General features: G+C 56.8%; 11 protein-coding genes. All 11 read right to left on the bottom strand.

The genetic code is table 11. From position 1 onward, the window contains the following. Window positions 1–40: 40 nt before the first annotated feature. On the bottom strand, window positions 41–811 hold the full coding sequence (locus tag AB4N82_RS24860) for a LamB/YcsF family protein (RefSeq protein ID WP_460103440.1): 771 nt from the start codon (window positions 809–811) through the stop codon (window positions 41–43). Next, on the bottom strand, window positions 804–1745 hold the full coding sequence (locus AB4N82_RS24855; RefSeq protein ID WP_460103438.1) for a 5-oxoprolinase subunit C family protein: 942 nt from the start codon (window positions 1743–1745) through the stop codon (window positions 804–806). Before AB4N82_RS24855 ends, AB4N82_RS24860 begins: the two co-directional genes overlap by 8 nt. Continuing rightward, window positions 1742–2521, bottom strand: a complete 780-nt coding sequence (locus AB4N82_RS24850; protein ID WP_460103435.1) for a 5-oxoprolinase subunit B family protein — start codon at window positions 2519–2521, stop codon at window positions 1742–1744. The genes AB4N82_RS24855 and AB4N82_RS24850 overlap by 4 nt, the downstream gene beginning before the upstream one ends. Window positions 2522–2681: 160 nt before the next feature. Next, a complete protein-coding gene (locus AB4N82_RS24845) occupies window positions 2682–3107 on the bottom strand; it encodes a VOC family protein (RefSeq protein ID WP_034105497.1) in 426 nt (141 codons plus the stop codon). Window positions 3108–3335: 228 nt separating this feature from the next. Next, window positions 3336–4199: a LysR family transcriptional regulator gene (locus AB4N82_RS24840; RefSeq protein ID WP_252994203.1), complete on the bottom strand. Its 864-nt coding sequence runs from the start codon at window positions 4197–4199 to the stop codon at window positions 3336–3338. A 162-nt stretch (window positions 4200–4361) separates the two neighbouring features. Next, entirely contained in the window at window positions 4362–6116 is a 1755-nt protein-coding gene (locus AB4N82_RS24835) for an enoyl-CoA hydratase/isomerase family protein (protein WP_460103431.1), read from the bottom strand. 23 nt (window positions 6117–6139) lie between these two features. Then, complete coding sequence (gene tldD / locus AB4N82_RS24830; RefSeq protein ID WP_252994204.1) at window positions 6140–7594, bottom strand: metalloprotease TldD; 1455 nt, start codon at window positions 7592–7594, stop codon at window positions 6140–6142. 38 nt (window positions 7595–7632) lie between these two features. Further along, window positions 7633–7989, bottom strand: a complete 357-nt coding sequence (trxA, locus tag AB4N82_RS24825; RefSeq protein ID WP_034105542.1) for a thioredoxin — start codon at window positions 7987–7989, stop codon at window positions 7633–7635. 31 nt (window positions 7990–8020) lie between these two features. Then, a complete protein-coding gene (locus tag AB4N82_RS24820; RefSeq protein ID WP_034105540.1) occupies window positions 8021–9367 on the bottom strand; it encodes a TldD/PmbA family protein in 1347 nt (448 codons plus the stop codon). A gap of 14 nt (window positions 9368–9381) precedes the next feature. After that, a complete protein-coding gene (locus AB4N82_RS24815) occupies window positions 9382–11160 on the bottom strand; it encodes an ABC transporter ATP-binding protein/permease (protein ID WP_080758282.1) in 1779 nt (592 codons plus the stop codon). Beyond that, a complete protein-coding gene (locus tag AB4N82_RS24810) occupies window positions 11157–12902 on the bottom strand; it encodes an ABC transporter ATP-binding protein/permease (protein ID WP_460103426.1) in 1746 nt (581 codons plus the stop codon). Before AB4N82_RS24810 ends, AB4N82_RS24815 begins: the two co-directional genes overlap by 4 nt. Window positions 12903–12907: the final 5 nt, after the last annotated feature.

Genomic DNA, 12907 nt, shown 5'->3' with positions numbered 1-12907 from the left:
TTGTTTCCTTTTTATTATGGGTAAACGTTGTGGGTGTCACTCAAATACGCGCACGCGCGGGTTTTTGAATGGTGATGCCTTCTTTGAGCAGGGCTTGCCTGATCGCACTGGCAAACGCTGCAGCGCCGGGCTGGTCGCCGTGCAGGCAAAGTGTGTGTGCCGTCACCGGTACCCAGGTCCCTTGGGTGGTGCGCACTTCGCCTAAATGCAGCATGTTCATGACTTGATCGATGGCCTCGTGGAGGTTTTCGATCATTGCGCCAGGCTGGCTGCGCGGCGTCAGCATACCGTCAGCCTGGTAGCTGCGATCGGCAAACACTTCCTGTGCCACGCTCAAGCCACAGGCTTGGCCGGCGGTGACCAAGGCACTCCCTGACAAGCCGAAAAGAATCAGGCTCGGATCAATGTCTTTGACTGCCCGGCAGATCGCATCGGCAGTGGGCCGGTGCACCGCCGCGAAGTTGTAAAGCGCACCGTGGGGTTTGACGTGGCGCAGTTCGACCTTGGCGGCTTTGGTAAAGCCCAGCAACGCACCGACCTGGTATACGACGAGTTCGTACACTTCATCCTCGGACAGCGTCATCATTCGGCGACCGAAACCTTGCAGGTCGTCAAAGCCAGGATGGGCGCCGATTGCCACACCTAACTTGGCTGCCAGTGCCACGGTTGAGCGCATGGAGCGCGAATCCCCGGCGTGAAACCCGCAGGCGATATTGGCTGAGGTGAGGTGTGGAAGAATCGCCGCATCGTCGCCTGCGCGATAAATGCTGAAGCCTTCGCCAAGGTCGCTGTTGAAATCTATTTCAGGCATTGAAGGCCTCCATCGCTTTGAGCGTACGAGCGCGGGTGAGCAGCAAGGCTTCGGCGGCGCTCAACTCTATGAGTGAAAATCGTAATTTGTCGCCCGGCAGCAACTGCGCCAACCGAGGTAAGTCGACGCTGGCCACCTGGGCTATTCGTGGGTAGCCACCGGTTGTTTGGCGGTCAGCCATCAAGATCAGCGGCTTGCCGCTGGGAGGCACTTGGACTGTGCCGAATGCAACACTTTCCGATAACAGTTCTTTGGGCGAAGACAGCGTCAAGGACGTGCCGTCGAGCCGGTAGCCCATACGGTCCGAGTCACCGGTCAGGGTGTAATCATTGTTTATGAAGTGCTCTTGGGACTCCGCGGAAAAGTCCTTCCACTCCCGCCCCGCGATCACTCTGATCGGTTCGCAGGCGGCCGCTTCATACAGCCCAAAGTTGGAGCGAGGGCTTAGGCGAGGCGGGTTGGCAAACGATGAACAGATGGGGATCAAATCCCCGGCTTGCAGCGCACGGCCGCGCAGCCCGCCGAACCCGCCCCGGGAGTACGTGCTGGTGCTGTTCATCAACGGGTGCAGCAAAAAGCCGCCACCTACCGCGAGGTAACTGCGGGCGCCCTGTCGCCGCTTGCCGAAACTCAAGGTGCTGCCTGGCGACACCAGGGCCGCCACGCCGGGCTTGAGCGGAATCGCATCCAGCTCGGCGCCGAGGTCCGCGCCGGCGAGCGCAATCACGGCTTTGGCCTGAAAGTGCAGTGTCGGGCCCTGCAGGGTCATTTCCAACGTGCTGAAGGTACGAGGGTTGCCGACCAGCAGGTTGCACAGGGCATGCGCATCTTCATCCATCACGCCGGTCACGGGTACGCCCCAATGCTGGAACCTATGCCGCCCAGTGTCCTGGAAGGTTGAGAGCATGCCGGGTTTGATTACCTTGATGGTCACTTCATGTTCTCCCGAGCCAGCAGATCGAATTCATGGCGGGTAATGGGTACAAATCGAATCTGGTCGCCGCCCTGTAAAAGACACGGCGGCTCACTCAAAGCAGAAAACATGGGCAGCGGTGTCCGCCCTATGAGGTTCCAGCCGCCGGGGAGATCAGCCGGGTAAATCACACTTTGTCGGTTAGCGATGCCGATGCTGCCTTGCTTGACCAGCGTGCGCGGTGTGGCGCGACGCGGCAGCGACAGAGCGCTGTCGTGCATGCCGATGTAGGGGTGGCCTGGCGCGAAACCGACCATCAAAACATCCAGCCAGTCGGCCGAGTGAGCGGCGATGACCTCGTTGGTGGTCAGGCCGCAGGCCTGCGCGATGTCTTCAAGATCCGGGGCATATTCGGGGTCGTAGCACACCGGAATATCGAGGCGGCTGCCGATCGTTGCGGCAGCGCTGTGCGAATTCATGAGACGCTCGGTCACCAATGTGCACATCGATTCGTAGGGCGACACGCCGGGGAACAGGTTGGCAATTGACTCAGGAGAGTAATGAACGCCGACGGTCACCATCGCAGAGACAACATCCGTGACGCACGGTAATTGTCCCTGCGCGACCAAGGTGCGTAATTGACTGCCGACCGAGGCGGCCTCGCGGTTGAGCTCAATGGAAAGTACGCTGCCAAATATCAGGATCACGCAGCGATCACCGCACGGCTCGAAGTGCCATTTAACGGTGGAGAGAGGCACCCTTGGCGGCTCATCCAAAATGCGACTGAGGTCGGACATAGTGTTCTCTATCCTCATGCGGCAGGCTAAACATCGGCCAGGCGCGTGCAGCGAGACAGAGAAAGCGCGGGCTCTCACAGGTATCCGGCGCAACACAGCAAGGCTTCACGGCTTGATAGTGCGCCGTCGCTCTAATGGCGACGGTCGCTTGAACAACGTATTACTTGGCGAACAGCTGGCTCATATCCTTGAACGCCTTGAACTCCAACGCATTGCCACACGGGTCGAACAGGAACATGGTGGCCTGTTCGCCGACCTGGCCCTGGAAGCGGATGTAGGGTTCGATCACAAACTGGGTCTCACGCGCTTTCAAACGTTCGGCCAGGGCCTCCCATTGCGCCCACTCCAGGATGATGCCGAAGTGCGGAACCGGCACGTCGTGGCCGTCTACGGGGTTGCTGTGCACGCTTTCCTGCGAAGCAGTCTTTGGGTGCTCATGGATGACCAACTGATGGCCGTAGAAATCGAAGTCGACCCACTGGTTGCTGGAGCGACCTTCGGAAAGACCGAACACCTCACCGTAGAAGTGACGTGTGGCGGCCAGATCGTAGACGGGAATTGCCAGATGGAAAGGAGAGAGGCTCACGGTGGTTTCCTATTGATTTGTTTTGATCTGAATCAATTCTTATCCGGAAACACGGTGGGGAAAAGCGCAAATTCTGTGTCCTGAGCACGAATAATTTCGATGAGTAAATCGGTAACACAGGCTTTTGCACCATTGTTGTTCGTGCTGCACCACGATGGTTCGTGCAAAGGCTGAAAAGCTTGCGTGACCGCGGTTGATTTTCTACTGCCCCTATGCATGCGAAAGGCATCACACTGCATCAAGGACGCAGGTGCGGAAGATGTTGAACAGCGGTGAATGTTTTTGCCGGTATTTCGAGACCAGTACGATCTCCCTGAAAAACGTGAGCTTGCGCAGCTCCAGCACCCTGACATCATCCGCATGTTCGAGCCATAACCCCGCCTTGGGTACCAGCGAAACGCCGAGCCCACTGCGTACCATTTTGACAATGGCATCCAGTTCATCCAGCTCCAGCGCCTGATGCACATGAATTTTTTGCTGCTTGAGAAACTGGGTAACCAACCGCCCGCCAAACGAGCCTCGGTCATATCGCACAAAGGGCTGTTCCGCCAGAATAGCCAGCGGGTCGTCACCCACCACCTCTTTGGACGTGATCAATACGAAAGCCTCGCGCGCGATGACTTCGGCATGCAGGTCCTTGGGCAGGGAAAACGGTGGCCGGATCATGATGGCCAAGTCCAACTCGCCGGCGTCCACCTGGCTCAGCAGGTTCAACGACACACCCGGCACTAGGTTGGTTTCGATGAAAGGCGCCTGTGACTTCAACGCCACCAGAGCCTGCGGCAGGATCCCGGTCTGAACCGTGCCGATCGCTCCGATTCGCAGTGCGCCGTGGAAGTCATTGCCGCTGTCTGCGGCCCCCATTCGACCGAAAAGCCGCAGGATTTCCTCGGCCAGGGGAATGGCGCGCTGGCCTGCTGAATTGAGCGTGGCTGAGCGTCCGGTACGATCAAACAATTTGACCCCCAAGCTGTCCTCAAGGCTTTTGATCTGGGCGCTGACGGCAGACTGCGTCAGCCCAACCTGCTGGCCAGCCGCTGCGAAGGTACCCCGCTGCGTAACGCAGATAAATGTCTTCAGCTCTCTGATCATGTTGCACCGTGACCCATTGTTGGATGTTCGCGCAGAGGGTAGTCATTTTCTTTATGTTTACCAACAGCGCTCGGCGCCAATCGCTCGAGAGAAGAGGGCAGAATTGAAAAAGCCCTCGAAAGTCAGGCTTTGGAGGGCTCATGGGAGGGATGGTGTAACTGCTTAACGCTGTTCGGCTGCCATGCGTTTCAGCATTGAGGCGGGTTCCCAAGTGGGACCAAATCGCTCAGCGAACTCCAATAATGAGTCGTGCAGTTGCACCACGCTCGGTGACCAATGCGCCATCGGCCCGAACTGATAGGGAGGGTAGCCGTAACCTCGAGTGAAAATCATATCGATATCATCCGGGTGCATTGCCAGTCTTTCGTCCAACAGCCTGCATCCCTGGTTAGCCATTGACGCCAGTACTGCCTGTAACAATGACTCGTCGTCGAGTATCGGCACGGTCGAGACGCCTTTGATCGACGATCTTGCAAGCTGCTCGTCAGGGGGCAGAGGCAACCCAAAGTTATTTAACACACGAACTGTATCGTCGTGACTGACGCCGCCGGCCCACAGGCTTTCCAAGTCGGCCGTCCAGAGGTTGATTAATGCCCGGCCCAAGGGAGTTTTGCCCGTTGAGTGCAAGCATGCGTAACCCATGGTGCTTGCCCCCTTGACAGCCATACGACCAGAGTCAAGGGTGTTAGTTTCCCGTTTAACAAACTGCAACAGGCTCTGCGGTCCTTCTCCGTAGGAGAACGCGGCTATTATTGGATGGCCCTCTATCTGTTCGGGCAGTGCATCCAGATCTACGGATTGACCGTCGCAAACACCATAAACGATGACGCCTCCCTCTCTCATTTGTCCCGCGAGTTCGGCGTACTTCTTCAATCGGCAGAGCTGGCTGTCGGTGCTTAAATCCAGCCATACGTCACTGGCAGAAACGTTGTCCAGGAAGTCGTCCGATTTAGCATTTTGATGCACCCAGAGCCGCTGGGGCCCCGGGCCATCGAGGCGACAACCCGGTGGTAAGCTCTCGCCGGTAAATGTGATGCGGTTCAGCTCAACAGGTTTTGCATCCGGCTGCTGTAAAGGTCCCCATGCGGCTGCGTCGTCATTATCGTCGGCGGCCATCAACGCCATGCTCTGACCGGATTGCTCAGCATCCAGATAAAGGTCTGCTTCCAGTGCGTATCCGCTATCGAAGTCACCGTCAAGTGCGGCCTCCAACAACTGCAAAATCGCGGCTTTACCTTTATAGGCAAAAAAATCTGGAGCCTGTAGGGCCTTGAAGTCTTTTAAATAATCGACAGGGGTATGCGCATGTAACGAATTACGATCGCGGCAAGGAACGGGGTTGGGATGAGCGGCTGTCCAGGACAAAATATCTTGCGGCCGCTCTTGCCAATTGCGATTCAGCAGGCCGTCTACAAGACCGAGTTCAAGCGCGCGATCAGCATTGATCGGGTTTCCGGACATCAACAAATCGAGCGCTGGCGCCACACCAATTAATCGTGGCAAGCGTTGAGTCGCGCCGGCACCCGGTGGGAGGCTAACGTGAATCTCGGGAGCGCCGATCAACGCATCGGCGGTTGCCAGGCGCCATTGGCATGCCAAGACCAGCTCCAATGCCGCGCCGAAGACACGTCCATGCATTACCGCAACCAACGGCTTGCGACTGGCTTCCACCGCTTCGACCAAGGGCCTTGCGGCATCACTGTTGTAAACCACCCCTAGTTCATTTCTCAAGGCGCCAATTGAGAAATCATCCCCTTGCCCACACACAATCGCGATCAACGCGTGAGGATCTTGGCTGTAGCGTTCAAGAACCCGCGAAAAGTCCTCCAGCAACGTTTCGCTGAATGCGTTGAACGGAGGGTTATTGAGTTGCAGGATCGCGACTGCGCCACGGCGCTCATAACTGACAAGTGACATTACTTAGTTCCTCCGGATACGGCTCAGGCCGTTCCACCCACAATAAGGTTGTCGATTTTTAGTGTCGGCTGGCCAACGCTGACTGGAACGGTCTGGCCTTTTTTGCCGCATACCGCCATGCCTGGGTCCAGCGCCATATCGTTGCCGACCATACTGATTTGACTAAGTGTTTGCGGGCCATTCCCGGTCAGGGTCGCCCCACGTACCGGAGCTACTAACTTGCCGTCCTCGATCAGATAGGCCAACGCACTCTGAAAGGTAAACTGACCGCTGACGATGTCGACCTGACCGCTCTCTGGCAACGCGAGGTACAAGCCACGCTTGACGGAAGCGATAATTTCTTCGGGCCCAAGATTTCCATTGCGCATGAAGGTGTTGGTCATCCGCGGCATTGGCAGATGCGCATACGACTGTCGCCGACCATTCCCGGTAGGCGACATGCCCATCAACCTGGCGCTGAGGCTGTCGTGCATGTAACCGCACAACACACCGTCCTCGATCAGAGTCGTGCATTGCCCGGCCTCGCCCTCATCGTCAATATTCAGCGAGCCGCGATAGCCTGGCAGCGAACCATCGTCGACGATGTTCACGCCCTTTGGCGCGACACGTTCACCCAGGCGTCCCGTGTAGGCGGATGTACCCAGACGGTTGAAGTCCCCTTCAAACCCATGGCCCATGGCTTCGTGCAGCAATATGCCGGTCCATCCTGGCCCCAGCACGACAGGCATGCTGCCGGATGGGCTTGGGATAGCGTCCAAATTAAGTAATGCCCCCTCGACAAGCTTTTTGAGCTCTTCGCGAATACGGTCCTCATCAAGAAACTCAAATGCATACCGTCCACCCAGCCCGGTACCGGCCGTTTCACGGTGATCGCCATTCGCAACCATGACGGTCATCTGGACAATAATCATCGGACGCACGTCCGCGGCTAGCCGACCGTCATGGCGCATGACCAGAACGGTCTCGTGCTCTATTTCTATCATTGCGAACACATCGACCACCCGCGGATCCATAGCTCGCGCGATACGATCAACGCTTTGCAAGATAGCGATCTTGGTCTCGGTACCCACCGAATCGATGGAGTCAGCGCTGGAGTAGGCACTCTGCGGTGAGGTCTGCGGAGTTCCAACTTGAACCCGAGAGCCACCCGGGCTTGCTATGGTGCGCACCGACCGAGCAGCGTCCATCAGAAAGCGCTCGGTGATCTGCTGTGAATACGCGAAAGCGCTTTGATCGTGTTCCAGCGCCCTCAAGCCGAAACCTTGATCGACACTGAAGGAGCCGAACTTGATGAGACCACTTTCAATGCTCCAGTTCTCGCGTTTGACGGATTGCAGAAACAGGTCGGCGAAGTCGACACGGTGCTCCATGACTGTGTCCAGCACTCGCGTCAGGTGTTGTTCATTCAGGCCATAAGGCTCCAGCAACAGCTTCTTGGCGGCTTGCAAATTATCGACGTTACTATGAGGTGCGTTCATTGAAGGTCCGGACTGAAAGCGTCAGATGCGATGAATGATCAGTCAGCGTTGGACGCCAACCCTTTGTCGATAAAACCGCGCAACCGCAGTCGGGACTGAATGCCCACATGGCGTGCGACTTCCTTGCCGTTTTGGTAGATAACCAGCGCCGGGATACCTGAAACCTGAAAACGCGTCTTAGCCGCTTCGGGATCTTCGGCATTGACCTCATCCATATTGCATTTCATGACTTTCAGGCGACCGCTGTATTCCTCGGCCAACTGCTCGATAATGGGTGCAAGCATTTTGCAGGGACCACACCAAGGCGCCCAGAAATCGACCAGTACAGGCAGATCAGCGTCAGTGACTTGTGCGTCGAAAGTGCTCAGGGAAAGGTCTTGAATTAATTCACTCATTAGTGCTACTCCAGTGTTAATGCGTTAGAAGTCACTGCCCGCCGATGCGCAGGTCATTAATCAAAATCGAACCACCGCTGACTTTTCCCAGCGTCATGCTGTCGCTACCAACGGCTAAAATACCGGCGTAAATGTCACGCAGATTTCCCGCCACAGTGACGTGGTCGACCGGAAATTGGATCTCGCCGTTTTCCACCCAAAATCCTTGCGCGGCACGTGAGTAATCGCCGGTCGCCAGGCGCACGCCATCCCCGATCAGATGAGTGATATACAGTCCGTTATTCAATTTTCCGAGCATTGCGGTGAGATCATCACTGTCCTTGGTAAGGCGGCTTTTCAAGCTAAGGTTATATGCGCCTTTGGCATTTCCCGTGCTTACCATGCCAAGACGTCGGGCCGTATAGGCAGAAAGGAAGTAGCCGCGAACTACGCCCTGATCAACAACCGCTCGTTGCTGGCCTACTACACCGTCTGAATCGAAACAACCGCTTGCCGTCCCGTACAACTGGAAAGGATTTTCGAAGACGTCCAGATGCTCGGCAAAAATTCTTTGTCCGAGGCTGTCACGTAGAAACGACGCATCTCTTGAGAGTTCGCCTCCACTGACCGCTTGATGGAAATGATGAACAAGGCTGTGGGCGGCCTGCGGCGCCAGCAAGACCGGGCAGCTGCGAGAGCTGATTGAGCGGCTGCCCAGCGATTCAATAGCGCTACGTGCGGCTATTTCACCCACCTGCTCAGGCGCCATGAGCAACTGCGGTGCGGTGCGGTAATCAGTCCAGGAATCAGTTTTGCGTTGGTCATCGCGGCTGCCAATCACCCTCGCGGTGACACTGTGATCGGTGCGCTGTGAACGACGGCAAAAGCCTTGAGATGTCGCCAGGAGCATTTGCGAGCGAGCGGTTTCAAGACTTGCACCATCGCTGCGAACTTCGGCACCCAACCGGTGAATACCGTCTTCGACCTGTCTGACGTGTTGCACCGCTTGCTCTATATCCAGAGACCAAGGGTTGTCCGTTTGCAAATCCAGCTCGACAGTGCTCAGTTGCGCGCTGTCGACCAGGCACGCGTCGGGGTCTTCGCTGGCGTAGCGAGCGATGTCCAACGCAGCACTCACCATTCGCTGCACATTGGCGGGGCTGAAATCGGTGGAACTCGTGAAGCCTTGACGCTGGCCTCTGAACACCGTGAGAGAGATGCTACTTTGCGTATGTACCGTGCGGGTTGTGACCCGCCCATCCAATACCTCGACACTTAGCCCGGACATCTCTGAAATGGAAACTTTGGCGTCACTGGCACCCAAGTGTCTTGCCTTGGCGACGAGGTCCTGCGCGATCTCCGCCAGTTGTTCCCCGGTATAAGCGAACTGCTGATTCATCTATAACTCCAATTTCAGGAAGGGCATCTCGAAGCGCTTTTGCGATGAGGATCGGGGTAGGGGGGCTGCGACACAGCGTCCAAGTCCAGGACGCGATCGTGCAGGCTGTCCAGTGCCGTTCGGTGGGTCACACTGACCATTGCACTGGTGGCCAATTCGGTTAAAAGGTGCCGGTAAATGGACTGTTCGGTCTCGCCATCGAGAGCGCTGGTGGCCTCGTCCAGAAACACTAGGTCAGGCCGATGAATCAGCAGCCGGGCGAGCGCGAGACGTTGTTGCTCGCCTCCTGAAAGCTTGCGCTGCCAGACCGCTTCCTGCGTCAGATCGAATGCGAATTTATCCATATGGCAATCGATTAAAGCCTGCCGGCAGTGCTCGTCAGTCACAGTTTCCGGTTGGTAGGGGTAGCACAGCGCTGCCTTCAAAGAGCCGGTAGGGACATAGCTACGTTGGGGTACAAACATCACCTTCCACCCCTCAGGGATCGCAATGGTCCCGCTGCCGTAGGGCCACAGACCGGCAATGGCACGCAGCAACGTACTCTTACCGCGTCCGGATGCACCTTTGATCACCCAGCGTTGCCCAGCTTCAATCTGCAGCAATGGCACCTGGACCAGCGCCTCACCTGACGGCTTGCGCAAGTCCAAATCGGTACAGACCAGTTGATCTCCCCCGGCATGCAACTGGATCTCACGAGGTCGGGCGTCGAGCTTGTTCATGGCCCAACTGAAGTCGCGCAGCCGATTCACCAGCGCCAGCCAGCGGGTGTAGGTCGGGTAGACCTGCACAAACAGATTCAACGTTGCGGTCATCGCGCCGAAGGCGCCGCCCGCCGGGCCACCGAGCCCACCCTGGATACGCGCCACATCGCCGAGGCTGATATCCCCGCTCATGTAGCGAGGAACCGCCAGTAGCATCGGCAACAAGGAAAAGGTTTCTTGGTACGCATCGCGGGCGAACATCAGCTTGGACGTGCGTTTGATGATGGCTGCCCAGTTGCTGCGCACCCGTGCGAAGGCCGCCAACAAGCGACCACGCTCGATTGCTCCGCCGCGATAGAACGCAATCTGCTCAGCGTTTTCACGCAAGCGCATGCCGAGGAAACGAAAGTCTGCCTCCACGGTTTGCTTATGACTATTAAGGCCTACCAGCGCCTTGCCAGCCCAATGCACAACTGCCAGTTGCCCAACCGTGTAGCCCAACGCGGCGAACAACAGATAGCCGGGAATAACGATGGCTGCACCGGCAATACTGAAAGACAACTCTCCCGACAAACTCCACAGCACAGCGCCGAACGACACTGCGCTCACTAGCATGTAAATAAGGTTCAGAACATTGGTCAGCGTGATTTCGACGAATTCAGCAATATCCTGGGAGATTCGCTGGTCGGCGTTGGTCAACGACCCCTCACGCTCCAGTTCAAGGTAGCGATCCCCCTGAGTCCATCGCTCTACATAATTGCGCGTAAGCCAAGTACGCCAACGCAACTCCAGCACCTGACGTACAGCAAGGTTGACGATAATCAGCAATGGCGAGGTCAGCGCCAGCGCAAAATTCATCAATAAGACGGGTAGCAATGTATGCCAGTCCTTTGAGACCAGCGCATCAACCAAGTTACCGGCCGCCTGGTTTGCCCAGACCGCAACATAAACCATGCCCAATGTGATCGAAACACAGACGGCAAATAAAGCCGCCGCCAGCCATTTTTCCTCGGACAGCCAGAACGCGCTGAAAACCCTTCCTATCGAAGGGCGCTGTTCAGGCAAATGGGCACCGCTCAACGGCCGGCTCATGGGCGCACCGACATATGAGTCGTCGCGTCGGCAGCAGGACCAATGTCATGCGCGGGTGTGATGTCCAGCGTGTGTGAAAAGAGAGGATCCAACTCGCGGTTATGACTGATGCTGATGATGGCGCTTTCAGAAAGACGCGCGAATAACAGCTGATGAATATACCTCTCCGTGTCCGGATCAAGGCCGCTGGTAGCCTCATCAAAGAAAACCAATTTTGGTTGCTGCAACAATACGCGCGCGATCGCCAATCGTTGTTGCTCGCCTCCGGAAAGCAGGTTTTGCCAATCCGCTGCCTGTGTCAGCGATTCGACACGCGCCTCCAACCGCACATCGATCAAGGCTTGGCGGCATTGGTCGTCATCAAAGCGGGAATCACCATCCGGATAACACAGCGCTGCTTTGAGCGTGCCCTGAGGGATGTAGCTTTTCTGAGGTACAAACAGCTGCGAGACACTGCTGTCCGGCACTTGCACCCAGCCACTGCCATGCGGCCACAGGCCGGACAGCGCTCGCATCAGGGTACTTTTGCCGGCGCCGGATGGGCCGCGCACGACCCACTTCTGACCCTGCTCAATGTACACCGCGGGTGTATGACTCAGTGTCTCTCCGAGTGGGCTGGTCAGCGTCAGGGCCGAGGCTGCGATGACTGGCTTATCTGTAAAACGTAGTGTAATCCCAGGCACTTGCGTCTCGAGGCTAAGCAACGCACCTTGTAGATCACGCAACCGATTCGCCGAGGCGAGCCAAATACTGAAGTCTACGTAGCTGGAGCTAAAGAAGTTCAGTGATGAACTGACCTGGTTGAACGCTGCGGTCACTTGAGTGAGACCGCCCAAGCTGACAGCCCCTGATAAATAGCGAGGCATCGATAGCGCAGTAGGCACAAGGCTCCCAACTTGAAGATAAGCCGAATTGGCCACAGACGATTTGCAGATTCGTATCAGCAGCGCGATGAAATTGAGCTGCACCTGCCGGAACTGCTGCATCATCCGGTGCCCCTCCCTCGGGCCCCCGCGATAGAACGCAATCTGCTCAGCGTTCTCACGCAAGTTCATTCCCAGTGCGCGGAAATCAGCTTCTACCGTTTGCTTGCGAATATTCAAAGCAATCAAGGGTTTGCCCACCCAATGAGCGATCAATAATCCGAGCAATGAGTAAATGATCGCTGCATACAGGAGGTAACCCGGGATCTCAAAAGTATGCCCGCCTAACTCCAGGCTCAGCACCCCAGACAACCCCCATAGGACCCCACCAAAAGTCACGGCACTGACGGGCACGGTAATCACGCCCAGAGTAAGCAGAAGCGAGCGCTGTACGAATATATTGATGTCTTCAGAAATTCGCTGATCACTGTTGCTCACCAGGCCATCTCGCTCTACCGGATAGAAACGCTGGTTTGCGGTCCATCGGTCGATCAATCTGTGGCTAAGCCAGGCACGCCAGCGGAGTTGCAAGTATTCCTGAGCCGCATAAGACACGATTGCCAGGCCAGCCATCAGCAACCCAAGAACAAAGCCAAAGATCAATGTCGACCATAGTGTCGGCCAATCACGCGCGACTAAGGCGTCTGTTGTCTTGGCAACCACCTCAGTCGCTAGCAGTGACACATAAATCCCACCAAAGCTAATCGACAGGCATGTTGCCAGCAGCCCCCAGGCCCAGTAGCGATCTTTGGATACCCAATAGGGCAACAAAAGCTGGGCGAGCGATGGCCGTGCAGCGGCGAGGGTGGCGCTGGTCATAGACG

The sequence above is a fragment of the Pseudomonas sp. H1_D04 genome (assembly GCF_054683855.1).
The sequence above is the reverse complement of the archived record's forward strand: the minus strand, read 5'-3'. Positions and strand labels throughout refer to the sequence as shown.